At 66.9% G+C, this 16,778-nt stretch carries 15 protein-coding genes; 3 read left to right on the plus strand and 12 right to left on the minus strand.

Annotation, left to right across the window (positions count from 1 at the left end; all coding sequences use genetic code 11):
• Positions 1-92: 92 nt before the first annotated feature.
• From ACFQQD_RS11665 to ACFQQD_RS11700, 8 genes are all read right to left on the minus strand, one after another.
• A complete protein-coding gene (locus ACFQQD_RS11665) occupies positions 93-2,129 on the minus strand; it encodes a CocE/NonD family hydrolase (RefSeq protein ID WP_378089486.1) in 2,037 nt (678 codons plus the stop codon).
• 56 nt (positions 2,130-2,185) lie between these two features.
• On the minus strand, positions 2,186-3,505 hold the full coding sequence (locus ACFQQD_RS11670) for an acetyl-CoA carboxylase biotin carboxylase subunit family protein (protein WP_378089488.1): 1,320 nt from the start codon (positions 3,503-3,505) through the stop codon (positions 2,186-2,188).
• A gap of 120 nt (positions 3,506-3,625) precedes the next feature.
• On the minus strand, positions 3,626-4,585 hold the full coding sequence (locus tag ACFQQD_RS11675; RefSeq protein ID WP_378089490.1) for a phosphotransferase: 960 nt from the start codon (positions 4,583-4,585) through the stop codon (positions 3,626-3,628).
• Positions 4,586-4,712: 127 nt separating this feature from the next.
• The gene (gene gatB, locus ACFQQD_RS11680; RefSeq protein ID WP_378089492.1) at positions 4,713-6,227 is read right to left on the minus strand and encodes an Asp-tRNA(Asn)/Glu-tRNA(Gln) amidotransferase subunit GatB; all 1,515 of its coding nucleotides are present in this window, start codon (positions 6,225-6,227) and stop codon (positions 4,713-4,715) included.
• Positions 6,227-7,813 (minus strand): Asp-tRNA(Asn)/Glu-tRNA(Gln) amidotransferase subunit GatA, encoded by a 1,587-nt coding sequence (gatA, locus tag ACFQQD_RS11685; protein ID WP_378089494.1) that lies wholly within the window; start codon positions 7,811-7,813, stop codon positions 6,227-6,229. Before gatA ends, gatB begins: the two co-directional genes overlap by 1 nt.
• A 5-nt stretch (positions 7,814-7,818) precedes the next feature.
• Positions 7,819-8,115, minus strand: coding sequence for an Asp-tRNA(Asn)/Glu-tRNA(Gln) amidotransferase subunit GatC (gene gatC, locus ACFQQD_RS11690; protein WP_378089497.1), 297 nt, complete (start codon positions 8,113-8,115; stop codon positions 7,819-7,821).
• Positions 8,116-8,180: 65 nt separating this feature from the next.
• Positions 8,181-8,750: a GNAT family N-acetyltransferase gene (locus tag ACFQQD_RS11695; protein WP_378089499.1), complete on the minus strand. Its 570-nt coding sequence runs from the start codon at positions 8,748-8,750 to the stop codon at positions 8,181-8,183.
• Between the two features lie 65 nt (positions 8,751-8,815).
• Entirely contained in the window at positions 8,816-9,481 is a 666-nt protein-coding gene (locus ACFQQD_RS11700) for a SagB/ThcOx family dehydrogenase (RefSeq protein WP_378089501.1), read from the minus strand.
• A 48-nt stretch (positions 9,482-9,529) separates the two neighbouring features.
• Between ACFQQD_RS11700 and ACFQQD_RS11705 the strand changes: the two genes are divergently transcribed.
• Both ACFQQD_RS11705 and bla read left to right on the plus strand, forming a co-directional pair.
• Entirely contained in the window at positions 9,530-9,673 is a 144-nt protein-coding gene (locus tag ACFQQD_RS11705; protein WP_378089503.1) for a hypothetical protein, read from the plus strand.
• 34 nt (positions 9,674-9,707) lie between these two features.
• Positions 9,708-10,616 (plus strand): class A beta-lactamase, encoded by a 909-nt coding sequence (bla, locus tag ACFQQD_RS11710; protein WP_378089505.1) that lies wholly within the window; start codon positions 9,708-9,710, stop codon positions 10,614-10,616.
• 31 nt (positions 10,617-10,647) lie between these two features.
• Here the strand turns inward: bla and ACFQQD_RS11715 are convergent, their stop codons facing one another.
• Genes ACFQQD_RS11715 through ligA form a run of 4 tightly spaced genes read right to left on the minus strand, consistent with a single transcriptional unit; the run spans position 10,648 to position 15,223 of the window.
• Positions 10,648-11,511, minus strand: a complete 864-nt coding sequence (locus ACFQQD_RS11715) for a hypothetical protein (protein ID WP_378089507.1) — start codon at positions 11,509-11,511, stop codon at positions 10,648-10,650.
• Between the two features lie 4 nt (positions 11,512-11,515).
• Positions 11,516-11,980 carry a glutaredoxin domain-containing protein gene (locus ACFQQD_RS11720; RefSeq protein ID WP_378089509.1) on the minus strand — a complete coding sequence of 155 codons (465 nt, stop codon included), beginning with the start codon at positions 11,978-11,980 and terminating at the stop codon, positions 11,516-11,518.
• Positions 11,981-11,984: 4 nt separating this feature from the next.
• The gene (locus ACFQQD_RS11725; protein ID WP_378089512.1) at positions 11,985-12,830 is read right to left on the minus strand and encodes an inositol monophosphatase family protein; all 846 of its coding nucleotides are present in this window, start codon (positions 12,828-12,830) and stop codon (positions 11,985-11,987) included.
• Positions 12,827-15,223 carry an NAD-dependent DNA ligase LigA gene (gene ligA / locus ACFQQD_RS11730; protein ID WP_378090116.1) on the minus strand — a complete coding sequence of 799 codons (2,397 nt, stop codon included), beginning with the start codon at positions 15,221-15,223 and terminating at the stop codon, positions 12,827-12,829. Before ligA ends, ACFQQD_RS11725 begins: the two co-directional genes overlap by 4 nt.
• A 201-nt stretch (positions 15,224-15,424) precedes the next feature.
• Between ligA and ACFQQD_RS11735 the strand changes: the two genes are divergently transcribed.
• On the plus strand, positions 15,425-16,768 hold the full coding sequence (locus tag ACFQQD_RS11735) for a DUF222 domain-containing protein (protein ID WP_378089514.1): 1,344 nt from the start codon (positions 15,425-15,427) through the stop codon (positions 16,766-16,768).
• Positions 16,769-16,778 lie beyond the last annotated feature (10 nt).

Raw genomic sequence — 16,778 nt, forward strand, 5'->3', positions numbered from 1 at the left:
AATGAGCCGGCGAGGTGAACCGGCTTACGCCGACCTCCGACGACGGACCCGACACCGGTCCGTTACCCCGTTGTTCCGCTGCACCCTTGCCGCTACACCAAGTCCCGCGGAATCCGACGGTGCCAGCTCTGCGCATAGACACGAGGATCACCGCGTTGGGCGTCCAGCTCGTAGGCATCGAGCTCGGCGTCGACGATGAACTCGGTGGGAGTGGAGGTCAGCACCGTGTTGGTGGTGACCATAGCTCCCCAGTCCGCACGCTCCACCCGGCGGACCGTGCGGGTCTCGCCGCGCACGGAGTTCACGTCATTCCAGCGGAAGCTGTACCACTCCTCCGTCCCCCTGCGGATATGGGTGTCCGTGTCCTCGATACGGAAACTCCCCTGGTCATTCGCGACTTCCAGGGTGGAGACGTTCGTGGCCAGGTCACGGGTGACGCGCCAGTGGTGCTGTCCCGGCTGAGTCTGGGTCGTTTGCAGGGGCGCGGCGGACTCGGGCTCCCCGAACGGACGGAGCCGGGCGTCCTCATCGCGCGGCTGTCGCACCGGAACGGTGAAGCGGCTGACGCCGGCGGTCAGCGAGACGGTCGGCGACTCCGGAGACGGCCACGCCAGCGGCCAGTACGACGTCGAGATGGACAGCCGCAGCCGGTGGCCGGCCGGGAAGGACTGCGCGATGCCGTTCAAGGGGACCGAGACCCGATACTTCTTCCCTGGCTCCAGCGGTCGGGGATCTTCACTGCCGTCTCGATGCGTGAGATTGAGCAGGCCGTAGGTCACCCGTGTGGCCTCGCCGTCCAGATTCACGTCTGAGAGGCGCACGGCCAGCATGGCCACCGGCTTGTCTGCGGACACTTCGAAATGACACTGCGGCTGGCCGAGAATCTCCAGGTCCTCCGTCAGCGGCCAGGACTCGAAGAAGATGGCACCGCCGTCTTCTTCGCGCTGGTCGAACGGAAGGTCCGGCACGGCCGCATAGGACGCCCACTTACCCGCGAACATGCCGACGCTCAACGGCGACTTGACGGCGATCTCGGCGTGCGGCTCGTCATGCCGGTCCACCACGGTCCCCTCTACGGAACCGGCCACGTCACGCTGGGTCGCCTCTTCGGCTTCCGGCGGCACCAGATGGTGCCCCCGCAGCACGAACTCCCGATTCTCCAAGTCGGGGTCGGGCCACTGGTCCTCCGCCACCCAGCGACCGGGCCGGTCCTCGTAGGAAGAGGCGGGCGTGACGCTGTCCTGCATCCACACCCGCAGCATCGGCTCATCCATGATCCCCGTGTCCAGACCCTTGAGCCAGTGGTCCCACCACCGAACCGCCTCCTGGAGGAAGCCGATCGCCGGCCCGGGCACACCCAGATGCGGATACTTGTGACCCCAGGGACCGATGAGTCCTTTACGTGGCACGTCGAGGTGCTCCATCAGCCGGAACACAGCGTTGGTGTAACCATCGGCCCAGCCGCCGACGGCCATGACGGGACACTGCACCTGACTGTAGTCCTCGCAGACGGAGGCCGGTTTCCAGTAGTCATCCCGGCGCTGGTGCTCGAGCCAGGTTTCCAGCCAGAGGCCACTTCCGGACAACCGCTCCTGCCACATGTCCCGCCAGCGTTCACCCACGATCTGCGGATCCGGCGGCAGACTGTTGAATGCGAACATCACGGTGGCTTCGGAGAGGTTGTCCGCCAACAGACACCCGCCCATGTAATGCATGTTGTCCACGTAGAGGTCGTCGGTGGCTGAGGCGCTGATGATCGCCTTGAGCTCCGGTGGGCGACGGGCGGCCAGCTGGAGGCTGTTGAACCCGCCCCACGAGATGCCCATCATCCCGACGTTGCCGTCACACCATGGTTGGCCTGCCAGCCACGCGATGACATCCTCGGCGTCCTCGTGTTCTTGTGGCCGGTACTCGTCCACCAACACACCGTCGGAGTCACCACTGCCCCTCAGATCCACGCGTGCGCAGATATACCCGTGGCCGGCGATGTACGGATGGTTCAGCTCATCCCGGCCACGGCTGCTGTCCCGTTTGCGGTACGGGATGTACTCCAGCACTGCCGGGACCGGTTGGCTTTCGGCGTTGACCGGCAACCAGATCCGTGCGGCCAGTCGAGCGCCATCCCTCATGGGGATGAAAACGTTCTCTATGACCTGTACGTCGTGCGGAAATTCGGTGATGGTCTTCACCGGCGGCTCCCCTCTGTATCTACGTCAGCGTCTACGTCAGCAAACTCGAATGGAATCTCTCCGGCGATCTCCGCGTGCAGCCGGCCCAGTTCCTCGTGACTGCCAGCCCCCAGATAGAACTTGGCGACAACGTACCGATAGCTGTCCTGCCCCGGCAGTTCGGACAGTCGGTCGCCCTCATGCACTTGCGATGTCAGGACCAACCCGGGGTACCGCTCCGCGAGCGCCTCCTTGTCATCTTCGGTGGGCACCCGGGTAACCACGGCGTCCTCGTCGTGGAACACCATGCACTGCCCGGCCACCGCGAACACACCTTCGCGGTGGGGCATCCGCGGTTCGCGCCCCAGAGCAATATCGATGGCCACCTCGTGATTCGAGGCACCGTCAACCTTCGCGAACAGATCGCTGTGAGATTGGGAGATCCGGGTGTTGACCTCGATGATCCAAATCTGATCCTGGTCTTCGTCCCACATGAATTCCGCATTGAAGCAGCCGTTGTCGAATCCGATGTGGTGCATGTAGCGCTCGGTGAGATCGATCATCCGCTGCTGCACATGCTCCGGGACACTGCTGGCCGGATAATCCAAGCGGTCGAAACTGGTTCCGTACGCATCCTTGTGCATGTCCAGCACGCCGTGGACCTGGAACCGCCCTCGGAACACCGTGCCCTCCGGAGCGGCCTGAGTGCCCTGGACGAACTGCTCAGCCAGACACGTGTTACCGCCCCATTGCTTGAGCTCGGGCGGCATGTCCACCATGGACAACGCCACGTCAAAGGCGTCGCCGATCTCCCCGATGTGCTCACGGATCTCCGCCAGGGCCTCATTGAACCCCTGCTCGTCCTCAATCTTGAACCCCAGGTTGGAGGAATGAGCCTTGACCGGCTTGACCCAGAACGGAAAGTCCAAGTCGATCGTCGCCAGCGCATTGTCGTCGAACGGATCAAAGGCGGCGAAGCCCGGCACACACTCGGGGATGCTCGCCCGTTGCTCCAGACGGCTCCAGTACTTGTGTTCACACTTCAGTACGCTCTCCAATGACGGTGCCGGCAGCCCACGCTCTGCGGCGAGGATGGGGGTTATGACACTGACGGGAAAGTCCCAGTGGGCGATGATCGCGTCCACCGATCCGTCAAAGGCGTCCAACTCCTGCCGGGCCGCTGTCAAGAGTCCGCCGAAGTCGACCTCGGTGGTCTCCGCCACGCTTTCGTAGTCCAGGACGTTGTGGAACGCCAGGTTCTCGGCATCCGAAACGGTCTCGAGTTCTTGCCGCTGAACCTCGGTCATGCCGAGTACGTGAACATTGGCCTGAGTCATCGAATGCACCTATCGTCGTCGAACAGCTCCGGGCGAGCCTGCGGACACCGTATGCATGGTCGCCTGCCAATCACAACGTAAGGGCTTGCCGGGCGCGGCTAGGCCCTCGCCACCCGGAGCTCAGGCCAACGCTTTCCTCCCGAGCGGACGCAAGGGCTCGTCGGCGGACTGACCGGCGTAGATCACGGCGTAGTACACGGCCCAGCCCCGCGCACGAGCCCACAACGCTGCGTCCGGGCCACGGCCGTCGTCGTAGGCGTTCATGAACGTGCTCGTGCCTGCGGGTGAGAAATGCAACAGCGCCGACCCGAGATCGGAGGCCGGGTCGCCAGCACACAGGTCGCCGAAGTCCACCAGCATCGGTTGTCCCGTGCCAGTCCCGACGCCGGATAGCCCGAATGGGCCGGATGGGCCGGATGGCGCGGCTATAACCGTGTTGTTCGGGTGCGGATCCCCGTGTAGCCAGACGCGCGGACCCGAGTACCGGTGCGCGGCGAGGGCGTCGGACCAGATGGTCCTGAGCTCTGCTTGTCGCTGGCTGGAGAGGTCGGGGGCGACGGTGACCCAGCGTTGCTCGAATCGGTCAGCAACCGTGCGGATATCGATGCCGCGGAAGGCGCTGGCAGGGGCTTCTGCGGGAGCCGGCTGGTGCAAACGGCGCAAGGTTTTGGCGAGCAACTCCGCGTATTCGTCCCGGGCCTCCGCACTGGCGAGCGCCGCCGGGGCGCCCTCGAGCCACGGGACGATCGCCCAGCGGAAGGGATAGCCGGCGCCCGGAGCCCCGGACCGGACCGGCGTCGGGATGTCCGGACGACTGGCTCGCGCGCCGACGGGCAGCGAGGCCAGTTGCGCCGCGAGGACCGGTAGCCAGGTGACCTCGCGGTCCAGAAGCTCTTCGGCCTGTTGATGCCGGGGCAGGCGGAGGGCCAGGTCATCCCCGAGCCGCACCATGGTGTTGTCCCAGCCGCGGACACTCGTCCCGATGGGCAGCGTCGCCAAGTCCGGGTGCTGCTCGGTCAGCAACGCACGCACCAGGTCGGTGGTGATGACCGGCTCCCCGTCACGCAGCTCCCATGGCATGCGGCTCTCCCTTCCCCACGCCCCTTTCCCACGTGCCTGCAAACTAAAGGTCGAAAGTGCCCCAAACTGGCCCGAATTCCCGGGCGTGTTGGGGCACTTTCGACCTCCAGATGCAAAGGGGGTGGGGCTATTCGCTGACGCCCAGCTGCTCCATCACGATCTCACGGACCCGAGCGGCGTCGGCCTGGCCACGAGTGGCCTTCATGACCGGACCAATCAGGGCCCCGACGGCCTGCACCTTGCCGCCGCGAATCTTCTCGACCACGCCCGGATTCTCGGCGATGGCGGCCTCGACGGCCGCGGTGAGGGCGCCGTCGTCGGACACTACGGCCAGCGAGCGGGACTCGACGATGGCACGCGGCCTGCCCTCGCCCTCGGCGACGAAGCCGAGGACCTGCTTGGCGATCTTGTCATTGATGGTCTTCTCGGCGATCAGCGCCTCGATCTCCACGACGTCGGCCGGGGACACGCCCAGTTCGGCGATGTCCTTGTCCGCAAGGTTGGCCAGACGGGCGATCTCGCCCATCCACCACTTGCGGGCGGCCGACGCGGTGGCGCCGGCCTCGATGGTTGCGGCGATCTCGTCCATGACGCCGGCGTTGACCACGTCACGGAACTCCTCGTCCGAATAGCCCCACTCGGCCTTCAGGCGCTTGCGGCGCTCCGAGGGCGGCTCCGGCAGCTCGGCGCGCAAGCGTTCGATCCAGTCCGCCGTCGTGTGGATTGGCACCAGGTCCGGCTCGGGGAAGTAGCGGTAGTCATCAGCGTCCGACTTCGGCCGGCCCGAGGTGGTGGTCCGGGTGTCCTCGTGCCAGTGCCGGGTCTCCTGGGTGATGGAGCCACCGGCCGTCAACACGGCGGCCTGGCGCCGGATCTCATAGGTCACGGCCTGCGCCACGGCGCGCGTGGAGTTCACGTTCTTCGTCTCGGTCCGTGTGCCGAACACCGTGGAGCCCTTGGGCATCAGGGACAGGTTGGCGTCACAGCGGACGTTGCCGCGTTCCATCCGGGCGTCGGAGATGCCGAGGTTCTTCACGATGTCACGGATCTGGGTGACATAGGCCTTGGCCAGCTCGGGGGCCCGTTCCCCGGCACCGGTGATCGGCTTGGTGACGATCTCCACCAGCGGCACGCCGGCCCGGTTGTAATCCACCAGCGAGGAGGCCGCGTCCTGGATGCGCCCGGAGGCCCCGCCCTGGTGAGTCAGCTTGCCGGCGTCCTCTTCCATGTGCGCCCGCTCGATCTCCACACGGAAGACCGTGCCATCCTCAAGCTCGACGTCCAGCCAGCCGTCGTGGGCGATCGGGTCGTCGTACTGAGAGGTCTGGAAGTTCTTCGGGGTGTCCGGGTAGAAGTAGTTCTTCCGGGCGAAGCCGCAGACCTCCGCGATCTGGCAGTTCAGGGCCAGGCCGAGCTTGATGGAGTACTCCACCGCGGTGCCGTTGACCACCGGCAGCACGCCGGGCAAGCCGAGGTCCACTTCGGTGATGTTGGTGTTCGGCTCATCCCCGAAGCCGTTCGGCGCCGAGGAGAACATCTTGGTCTTCGTGTTGAGCTCTACGTGGACCTCGAAGCCGAGGACCGGGTCGAACTGGGCCATCGCCTCGTCGAACGTGAGCACTTCCTCCGTGACGGCAGCCATCAGTTCACTCCTCCAGCAGTCGGTTCGAGTTCGGGCGCCTGGGACCAGAGCGGTGCGCCCCAGGACTCCTCCAGTCGGCGCTCCAGGGCGGCGGCAGCCCGGTACATGACCGCGTCGGCGCGGGCCGGCGCCAGGAACTGGATTCCCACGGGCAGCCCCTCGGCCAGTCCGGCCGGCACCGAGATGCCGGGGATGCCGGCCAGGTTGGCGGGAATGGTGGCCACGTCGTTGTTGTACATCGCCACCGGGTCATCCAGCTTCTCGCCCAAGGGGAAGGCGGTGACCGGCGAGGTGGGTGAGATCAGCACGTCCACGTCCGCGAACGCTGCCTCGAAGTCGCGCTGGATCAGCGTGCGGATCTTCTGCGCCGAGCCGTAGTAGGCGTCGTAGTAGCCGGCCGACAGGGCGTAGGTGCCCAGGATGATGCGGCGCTTGACCTCGTCGCCGAAGCCGGCCGCCCGGGTGGCGGCCATGACGTGCTCGATGGTGCCGCCGCCGTCGGGAACCACGCGGTTGCCGTACCGCACACCATCGAACTTCGCCAGGTTGGAGGAGACCTCCGAGGGCATGATCAGGTAGTAGGCGCCCAGGGCGTAGCCGAGATTCGGACAGGACACCGTCACGACGTCGGCTCCGGCCTGTTCCAGCGCCGCGACGGCTTCGGTGAAGCGGGCCAGCACGCCGGGCTGGAAGCCCTCGCCCTCCAGCTCGGAGACGATGCCGATACGCAATCCGGAGATGTCCCCGGTGCGGGCGGCCTCGAGCAGGCCCTCCATCGGCTCGGGCAGGGAGGTGGAGTCGCGGGGGTCGTGGCCGCCGATCAGTTCTTGGAGGGCGGCCGCGTCCTGGATGGTGCGGGTCACAGGACCGACCTGGTCCAGGGAGGAGGCCATCGCGATGACCCCGTACCGGGAGACGGCGCCGTAGGTCGGCTTGGCGCCGACCGTTCCCGTGACGGCACCGGGCTGACGGATCGAGCCACCGGTGTCCGTGCCCAGGGCCAGCGGGGCCATGAACGCGGCCACGGCCGCGGCCGAACCGCCGCCGGACCCGCCGGGGATGCGGTCCAGGTCCCAGGGGTTGCGAGTGTCCCCGAACGCGGAGTGCTCGGTGGAGGAGCCCATGGCGAACTCGTCCAGGTTGGTCTTGCCCAGGATCGGCAGCTTCGCCGCCCGGATCTTCGTCACCACGGTGGCGTCGTAGGGGCTCATCCAGCCCTCGAGCATCTTCGAGCCGGCGGTGGTGGGCTGACCGACGGTGACGATGAGATCCTTGACGGCGATCGGTACCCCGGCCAGCGGGTGCAGCTGATCGGCCTCGGGACCACCGGCGGCACGGATGGCATCGACCTCAGCGGCGACGGCGAGCGCCTCCTCGGTGTTGACGTGCAGGAAGGCGTGCACTCCACGGCCCGCACCGTCAGCATCAACACCGCTGCCGTCCACGGCGGCGATGCGGTCCAGGTGGGCCTGGGTCAACTCCACCGAGGTGATCTCACCGGAGCGCAGCCGTTCGGCCATCTGCAGCGCGGTGAGCTTGATCAGTTCTGTGGGAGCCACGTCAGTGGTCGCGGTGGTCTCGCTCATCCCGATCACTCCCCTTCCAAGATCGCGGGAACCTTGAACTGACCGTCCTCGGCGTCCGGTGCCATCGCCAGCGCCTGCTCCTGAGTCAGCAACCCGGAGGGCACATCCTCTCGGAAGACGTTGCGCAGCGGAATCGGGTGGGAGGTGGGCGGCACGTCCTCACCAGCGACTTCGCTGACGGAGGCGACGGCGTCCATGATGACGGCGAGTTCCCCGGACATCTTGTCCAGTTCGTTCTCGTCCATCCGGATGTGGGCCAGCCGCGCCAGGTGGGCGACTTCCTCACGGGTGATGGCGGACATGAATCTCCTGCGGTTGAAGCGGGAAGGCGGTTCGATCATCCAGTCTAGTGCGGCTCAGACGGGGCTCACACGGGGCGCCGGTAGACCCAGAACAGTTGGTCCTCGCCCGACGCCGGCACCTGGCCGATGTCGGAGAGGCGCCAGTCGCGCTCGGGAACCCGGACGAAACCCTCGGACTCATAGAGCCGGTGGGCACCGGTCATGGTCTTCATGGTGGTCAGCACAATGGCGTGGATACCGTCGAGCAGCTCCGCTCGGGCGATCGTCGCCCGGACGAGCGCCCTGGCCACACCGCGGCGCTGGACCTGTGGATCCACCGCCAGCATTCTGAACTCCAGCTCACCCTCGCGAGAGGTCTCGGACATCGGCATCCCCGGCAGCGTGAGGACCACCGAACCGGCGACGACGGTCCTGACCGAGTCTCCGTCACTGACCTCGACTTCGCCCACGAGTACCCGGGCGTTGCGGGCGCGTCCGGCGACGTCCCTCAGTTCATCGAGGTACTCGTCCTCCGGATGAATGTGCCCACCATCAACATATGAGGTGACGGTCAGATGGGCGATGTCCGCGTGGTCCTCTTCGCGCGCATCGCGCACGCTGACGGACTGGTCCAGGGAGAGTTGGTCGTGAAGCACGGCAGGATTCTACGCCGGAACGTGGACGCGGCCGGCGGGGTTGAGAGGACTCGGGGTGGAGAGGACTACCGTCCTCGTTCTCCTGCCTCCTCCTCCGGTTCACCCAACGCGATGATGGCAACGGCGCGGCTGCCCCGCGGAAGGGTGGGCACCAGGGACGTGGTGACGGCCGAGAGCCGGTCGTCGTCGAAGCCCGCGATCAGCACCACAGCGAGATCGAGATCAGTTGCTGCCAGGTAGATGGATTGGCTGATATGACCGGCCTCGAGCCACGCGTAGCGTTCGCCGCGAAGACCGTGTGGCGGCTGGTCCGCGAAGTGAGTGTTGAGCACATCAAGGTCGGCCGTCACCACCAAAAGCGCGGCTGCCGTTGCACTCCATTCCCGGTCCACCAGCGTGGTCGCGGCGATGGCATCACGGTGATCGCCGTGTGTTCCCACCTGAAGCTGGTGGTCTTCAGGCCCATAAAGATAGGCGCCCGCGGAGAGGTCACTCACGTTTCCCGCGAGGACGGTGATGGACAATTGATGCAGTCCGTGCGCGGACGGAACCACGCGGCCAGCGCCTGATCGACGGCCAGACCCAGACCACAACACCCTGGCGAGATCCTGGAGAGCGATGCCCTTCCGGCCGAAAGCTCGCCTACTCCTCCGCCGATCAAGCAGGGACGCCAAACCTGTTTGCAGACCCATCGAACCCGTCGGAAGGGGCACTGCATCCGCGTCGTTCATGGCCCGATCCTCTCAGAACGCGAGCCCGGGCGACGTTAGAGTCGGGGCATGGGACAACTGAACGGGCTGGGGCTCTACGTCGTCTTCTTGGCGATCTTCCTGTACGTGCTGTACTTCGTGATTCGCTCGGGCGTACGCGATGGCATTCGCGCAGCCGACAAGCGCCGGGATCAGGACGGCTTGTCCGGTTAGCACGGTTGCGCAGAGGCGTGCTAGGCCTGAACCAATGCGCACTTCCTTCCTTCTTCCGGTCCTTCTGGCCCCGCTGCTCCTCACGGGCTGCAGCCCTACTGCGGAGGCTGAGCCCGCGGCCTCCAGCGCTTCGCCCACAGCCTCCACTGTTCCGTCCACAGACGGCGCCCTGGCCGACCTGGAGGAGCGGTTCTCCGGGCGGGTGGGCGTCTATGCCGTGGACACGGGGACGGGTGAGGAGGTCCAGTACCGCGCGGACGAACGTTTCGGTTACGCCTCGACGCACAAAGTGTTCTCCGCCGCCGCTGTCCTCGCCCAGAGCGAGCCGGCGGACCTGGAACAGCGGATCCACTACTCCCCCGAGGATCTGGTGGCGAACTCTCCGATCGCCGAACAGCACGTGGAGACGGGAATGACCCTGGAGCAGATCATCGGGGCCGCCATCAGCCACAGTGACAACACCGCCGGCAACCTGCTCTTCGATGCGCTCGACGGCCCGGAAGGCCTGCAGGCCGCCTTGGCCGGCAGCGGGGACGAGATCACCTCGGTCGACCGGGAGGAGCCAGAGCTGAACGAATGGGCCCCCGGGGAGACCCGGGACACCACGACGCCGCGCCAGGCCGCCGAGAACCTGCGCGGATATGCCCTGGGTGACGCCCTGGAGCCGTGGGAGCAGGACAAGCTGCTGACGGCCATGCGGGCCTCGGAGAACAGCGAGGGACTGATCCGGGCCGCTGTCCCGGAGGGCGCCTCCTGGACGGTGGCGAACAAGAGCGGGGCCGGGCTGGGCCACGGCACCCGCAATGACCTCGCCGTCATCGAGCGTGCGGAGGGAGCGCCCTTGGTGGTGGCCGTCTACACCAACCTCGATGACCCGGAAGGGACGTTCCAGGACGAGTTCGTGGCCGAGGCCGCCACCGTGGCTGTTGAAGAACTGACCTGAGACACCTGGCCAGCGCCGGCACCGGGACGGTCTATCCGGATACGCCCGCCGGGGACTCCATCGGCCGGGCCGGCCAGGCCGAACCGTCCAAGAGAGTGCGAGTACCGAGCGGTTCATCAAGGGTGAGGGTACGTTTCACCCAGGGATTGCCGGGGCAGGCCGCGCCACCGGTGACGCTTTCAGAAGTCCAATACACCGTGACGTCGTCGTCGGTCTCGACGACCACCGGTTCGGCGGCCAGGTGCGGATCGGGATCTCGAGCACTGGCGCATTGCTGCTCTGAGACCACCACCTCCACGGTCGTCGACTCCGGATCCGGAGCCTGCTCCGGCACACCGACCCGAACCCAGGACCGGTCGGGCGCCAAGGCCGGCCGAGGCTGGCAGCTGTCCGCCCATCCCGTGGCCTGCAGCCGACCGTCGTGACGACTCAACGTGAGGATCCAGTCCGATGCCAGGGAAAACTCGTCAGAGCCCGGACTGGCCAGAAGCAGTTCCACCCGTGTCGGAGCAGCAGCGTCGTCCTGCCAGAGTACGGCCCACTCGACCTCATCGGCGGACGCCTTCTGCAGCGGCTCCGGCGTCTCAGCGCCGGCCTTCTCCTGGAGGTCCGCCAAGGCCAGCGTGATCTCCTGGGAGGTGTCCGGGCCGACGTCGAGCCCTCCTTCGGCGACCGTGGACACCGGGAAGGCCGGCGTGGACAGACAGCTGACCAGCACGTCCCCCTCAGCGGTACGCCACGGCTGATCGGCCACGACCGTCGCGCTCTGGTGCGGAGCCCCACTCGTCGAAGCCGTGGCTGCCGGGACCGGCTGAGAATCCGCCCCGCAGGAGGCCGTGGCCACAGCGAGACCGATGGCGGCGAACGCCGCGCCGGATCTGCTCCACGGGGACACCAGGTCAGCCCACCGCTCGGGCGCTCTTGATGACGGACTTGGCGCGGTCATAGCTCTCGGGATCTTTGGCCACGAAGTGCTCGTCCGCCGTGAGTACGTTGGGCACCGTCTCATTGCCCTCGTTGTAGGGGCGGAGCCGGGCGGCCGCTTCGGGGTCGTCCCAGATGTTGACCCAATACGGTCGCCTGCGGTCTTCGGCCCCGAGCTCACGGATCAGTCGGGCGCAGAACTGGCAGCCGGGGCGCCAGAACACGACGACGCCGCCGGAGGCCACGTGCTCGTCGATGCCGGAGACGGGATGAGAGGTGATGCTGGTGCTGGAGACGAAGCGCACCGCGAAGAACAGCAGAATGGCGGCGGCCACATAGTTCATCACACCCCGGCCGATCACACCCCAGTACAGGAACAGCAGGCCGACGAGGGCCATCAGGGCTGGCAGGAGCCACGGTTTGGAGAACAGCCGACGCATGGCCTCAGTCTTCCACGGATTCGCCACGCACAGAGGTCGGCCGACGAAGTTCTGTGCCACCGGCCTGCTCGGGATCCAGGACTCCGGCCACCGTCCAATCGGGGTGGTTCGTGCCGTCACCGGAGAACGGCCGGCGAACCGGTACCCCCGCTTCCTCGGCGATCAGTGCTCCGGCGGCCCAGTCGTGCTCCTGGGTGCCGAACTCGGCATAGGCGTCCAGCGTGCCGTCGGCCACCATGCACAGATCCAGCGCGGCCGAGCCAATCCGCCGGACATCACCGAAGTGAGGCATCAGCTCGGCGAGCACTGCGAGCTGAAAATCCCGACGGTCCCCCGCATAGGCGAAGCCCGTGGCCAACAGTCGCCCAGAGCGTCCCAGCACCGGGCCGTTCAGCCGGACCGGTTCGGCTCCCTCGACCGTCGAGTAGGCACCGCCTCCCGCAGAGGCATACCAGGTCCGGCCCAACGCGGGCGCGACGACGGCTCCGGCCAGCCAGCCGTCCGGTCCCTGCACCGCGACGGAGGTGCAGAACTGCGGGATCGACCGGATGAAGTTCGTGGTCCCGTCCAGTGGGTCGATGGACCACCGGTAGTCCGAGGAATTCTTCGGTTGCGTGTGGCCGAACTCCTCCCCGGAGATCGCATCATCGGGGCGGTAGGCGGTGATGATGTCCCGCACAGCCTGTTCGGCGCGGCGATCATAGTCGGTGACCCAGTCCGACCCTGAGGATTTGGTGTCCGCTCCCAGTTCGGCCTGCGTGGCCGGCGTCGGGGTCATGGTCCGTTCGGCCAAGACCGCGGCACCGGCGCGGGCGGCTGCCCGGGCGACGGCCAGCAATCCCTGGCTCATGCCTCACCGCCTGACTCGCCCCCGGTGGCCACCGCACCGGGGCCCTCGGCCAGCAATCGTCGGAATCCCTCCTCGTCCAGGACGTGAACTCCCAGGGATTCGGCCTTGTCGAGCTTGGTCCCCGCGTTCTCACCGGCGACCACGAAGTCCGTTTTCTTTGACACCGATCCGGAGGCTTTACCACCCCGGGTGATGATGGCCTCCTTGGCGGAGTCCCGGCTGTACTCCTCCAGGGCGCCGGTGACCACCACGGTCACCCCCTCAAGCGTGCGCGGCGTGTTCTCATCCCGCTCGTCCTCCATCACGACGCCGGCCGCGCGCCACCGCGCGATGATCTCCCGGTGCCACGGGTCATCGAACCAGTCGATGACGGCTTCGGCGATGATGGGTCCCACTCCGTCGACGTCGGCCAGTCGCTGTTGGGCGGCCGCGCGGCGTTCCTCCGAGGAGACGTCGGTGGCCACCTCCTGCAGTGCTTCCACGGAGCCGAACGCGGTGGCCAGCGCTCGCGCCGCCGTCGGGCCGACGTGCCGGATGGACAAGGCGACCAAGGCGCGCCACAGCGGCTGGGACTTGGCCTTGTCGAGCTCATCGAAGAGTTTGCGGGTGTTGGCGGTCGGTTCCGCGGGTTTCTTGGCGGTGCCCCGCGTCCAGAAGTACGGCACCAGTTCCCATTGTCCCGAGGGGACGCTCTTGCCCTCCACGCGGGTGCGCTTCTCCCGCCAGACCTGCACGGAGGCCAGTTCACGCTGGATGGACGTCAAACCGTCGTCACCGACCTCGGCCTGCGGATGGTCTGCCGGCAGATTGTTGGCCAGGTCGAACAGCTGGGCGTCATCGGTGATGATCCCGGGCCCCTCCGGATGTACCCGCTGGTTGTTCTCGGCAGGATTCGGCCCAGGGCCATTGGTCAGCCAGAGAGCGGCCTCCTCCCCCAGCGCCTCGATGTCGAAGGCGCCACGGGATCCGGCGTGCTCGATGCGGCCGGTCAGCTGGGCCGGGCAGGACCGGGCGTTGGGACAGCGCAGGTCCACGTCGCCCTCCTTGGCCGGAGCCAGGGCGGTGCCGCAGGACGGGCAGGCGCTGGGCATCACGAACTCGCGCAGCTCATCCGCTCCGACCGGTCCGGACCCCTCCACCTTCTTCTTGCCCTCGCGGAGCGGCAGCACGGGACCAACGATCTCCGGGATCACGTCACCGGCCTTGCGCAGCACCACGGTGTCGCCGATCAGCACATTCTTGGCGCGGACCACGTCCTGATTGTGCAGTGTGGCCATTGAGACGGTGGAGCCGGCTACCACCACCGGCTCCATGACCGCATACGGGGTGACGCGGCCGGTGCGGCCCACGTTGACTGGAATGTCCAGCAGCCTGGTGTGAACCTCTTCGGGCGGGTACTTGTAGGCGGCGGACCAGCGAGGCACCCGGGAGGTGTGGCCGAGGGCGCGTTGCAGGGCGAAGGAGTCGACTTTGATGACGATGCCGTCGATCTCGTGGACCAGGTCATGACGCCGGTTACCGAAGTTCTCGATGAAGCTGAGAATTCCGCTGTCACTTTCGAGGCTGTCGACAATCTCCGTGTACGGGCTGACCGGCAGGCCCCACTCGGCGAGGCGTTGATAGGCGGCGTGCTGCGATTCGGCGTCGAAACCGGTGTGGGCACCGACTCCGTGCACGAACATGCGTAGGGGGCGCTTGGCCGTTTCGGCGGGATCTTTCTGCCGCAGAGACCCGGCCGCCGAGTTCCGTGGATTCGCGAACGGGGCCAGACCTGACTCGACGCGCTGTTCATTGAAGACCCGGAAATCGGCGCTGGGCATGAAGATCTCTCCGCGAACCTCCAGTTCTTCTGGCCAGCCGGAGCCGGACAACCGCTGCGGGATGTCTTGGATGGTCATCACATTGTGCGTGACGTCCTCGCCCGTGGTGCCGTCCCCGCGAGTGGCCGCCCGGACGAGCCGACCGTCCCGGTAGAGCAGGTTCACGGCCAGTCCGTCGATCTTGACCTCGACGAGCCACCGAGGAGTGACACCCGGCGCGATCTCCTGCAACGCAGCGGTGGTCCGCTCATACCAGGTGCGCAGTTCCTCGATCGAGAACAGATCGTCGAGCGAGTACATGCGCGCCAAGTGCGTGACCGGAGCGAAGGCCGCCGAGACCTCGCCGCCGACCTCCTGCGTCGGGGAATCGTTCGAAACGATCTCCGGATGCAGGGATTCGAGATCCTCGAGGCGACGGTACAGGGCGTCGTACTCGACATCCGAGACCAGTGGCGCATCGTTCTGGTAGTACGCCGTGCGGTGCTTCCGGACCTCGTCCATGAGGTCCTCGTACTGCTGCCGAAGGGACTCCGTGGGGACGTCCTCAGCCTCAGGTTGCACGGCGGCGTCCATCCCCTGGTCACGATCCGTCTTCTGGGTGCTCACCGCCCCAGCCTAGAGCGCATTCGCTGATTTCCGGGAGTCGGGAGAAAGCCCTTCTCTCAACCCCTGAGGCCCACAGCGCGTACTCCACAGGCTCCTTGGGTGCGGAAGTTCTCCCCACACCCCGCCAGAGACCTTACGGTGTCCGGGATCCTCCCTAGAGTAGTACACATGTTCGAGCCAGACGTGGAAGCCAACCAGGAAGCCCCGCAGGACGCCGACCAGAAAGCCCCCGAGCCTGCCCCACCAGCCTCCGCCCTGGACCTCGTCAGGCTGCGGAACGCTCTGGCGACCATGGCCCCGGCGGCCACGAACGGAATCGGAGACATCGACGGAGACGTCGAAGCCGAAGCCATCAACCGCATCCACTTCCTCGAACACATCAAAGCCGCCTGCGCCGCCGCCCAAGCCGAGGAATCAGCAGCCCTGCTCTCCCACCGCTGCCATACCGAAGCCGCCCGCGGGATCGAGCCCGAGCACCGCGGACGCGGACTCGGCGGAGAAATCGCCCTCGCCCGCTCCGAATCCCCCAGCCGCGGCACCACGCACCTGCGACTAGCCCGCCACCTCGTCAACGACCTGCCCCACACCCTCGACGCCCTACGCACCGGCCGGATCTGCGAGGCCAAAGCAGCCATCATCGAACGAGAGACCTTCTGGCTACCAGCCGCGGCCCGCCGCCACGTCGATGAACACCTCACCGATCGCCTCGGCATCATCGGTGAACGCCAACTGGTACGCGAGGCCCGCGCCGAAGCCATGCACGCCGACCCGGACGCCGCAGCAGAACACTTCACCCGCGCCACCCAGACCCGCCGGATCACCCTCCGGCCCACCGCTGACGGCATGGCCCACCTCAGCGCCCTGCTGCCCATGAACCAGGCCGTGGCCTGCCACTCCGCCCTGGTGGCCGAGACCGCCAGCCAGATCGCCGCCGGACAGGCCGAGGGCCGCACCCCCAACCAGGTCGGCGCCGATGTATTCGTCGAGCGACTCACCGGCCAGACACAGGCCTCCGATGTCGCCATCGAGGTGCAACTGGTGATGACCGACGCCACCCTGTTCCGGGACGACACCACCCCTGGCTGGTTTCCCGGCCACGGACCCGTACCAGCAGACACCTCACGCCAACTGGTCTCGAACCCAGAGGCCGAGGCATTCCTCCGCCGCCTCTACACCCACCCGGACAACAGCCAGCTGGTCGCCATGGACTCTCAGCGCCGAGGCTTCTCCGGACTACTACGGAAGATGGTGCTCCTCCGGGACGACGTCGGCCGAACCCCTTACTGTGATGCGCCCATCCGGCAGATCGACCATGCCACACCCCACCAGCACGGCGGACCCACCAACTGGGAGAACGCCTCCGGACTCTGCACCCGATGTAACCTCGCCAAAGAGCGGCCCGGATGGAAACACGAGGCCACACCCGAACAACTCGACGTCACCACCCCCACCGGACACCACTACCGCTATCGAACCCGACCACTGACTCGCGAAACCGCCAACAGCGCGTGAGTCCGGCCTA

It is taken from the genome of Citricoccus sp. GCM10030269 (assembly GCF_042665635.1).
Taxonomy (GTDB): domain Bacteria; phylum Actinomycetota; class Actinomycetes; order Actinomycetales; family Micrococcaceae; genus Citricoccus.

Bases quoted from the DNA above. Each gene is read 5' to 3' on its own strand.
- ACFQQD_RS11665 (WP_378089486.1), bottom strand. From the start codon at position 2,129: ATGAGGGATGGCGCTCGACTGGCCGCACGGATCTGGTTGCCGGTCAAC.
- ACFQQD_RS11670 (WP_378089488.1), bottom strand. From the start codon at position 3,505: ATGACTCAGGCCAATGTTCACGTACTCGGCATGACCGAGGTTCAGCGG.
- ACFQQD_RS11675 (WP_378089490.1), bottom strand. From the start codon at position 4,585: ATGCCATGGGAGCTGCGTGACGGGGAGCCGGTCATCACCACCGACCTG.
- gatB (WP_378089492.1), bottom strand. From the start codon at position 6,227: ATGGCTGCCGTCACGGAGGAAGTGCTCACGTTCGACGAGGCGATGGCC.
- gatA (WP_378089494.1), bottom strand. From the start codon at position 7,813: ATGAGCGAGACCACCGCGACCACTGACGTGGCTCCCACAGAACTGATC.
- gatC (WP_378089497.1), bottom strand. From the start codon at position 8,115: ATGTCCGCCATCACCCGTGAGGAAGTCGCCCACCTGGCGCGGCTGGCC.
- ACFQQD_RS11700 (WP_378089501.1), bottom strand. From the start codon at position 9,481: ATGAACGACGCGGATGCAGTGCCCCTTCCGACGGGTTCGATGGGTCTG.
- ACFQQD_RS11705 (WP_378089503.1), top strand. From the start codon at position 9,530: ATGGGACAACTGAACGGGCTGGGGCTCTACGTCGTCTTCTTGGCGATC.
- bla (WP_378089505.1), top strand. From the start codon at position 9,708: ATGCGCACTTCCTTCCTTCTTCCGGTCCTTCTGGCCCCGCTGCTCCTC.
- ACFQQD_RS11720 (WP_378089509.1), bottom strand. From the start codon at position 11,980: ATGCGTCGGCTGTTCTCCAAACCGTGGCTCCTGCCAGCCCTGATGGCC.
- ACFQQD_RS11725 (WP_378089512.1), bottom strand. From the start codon at position 12,830: ATGAGCCAGGGATTGCTGGCCGTCGCCCGGGCAGCCGCCCGCGCCGGT.
- ligA (WP_378090116.1), bottom strand. From the start codon at position 15,223: ATGGACGCCGCCGTGCAACCTGAGGCTGAGGACGTCCCCACGGAGTCC.
- ACFQQD_RS11735 (WP_378089514.1), top strand. From the start codon at position 15,425: ATGTTCGAGCCAGACGTGGAAGCCAACCAGGAAGCCCCGCAGGACGCC.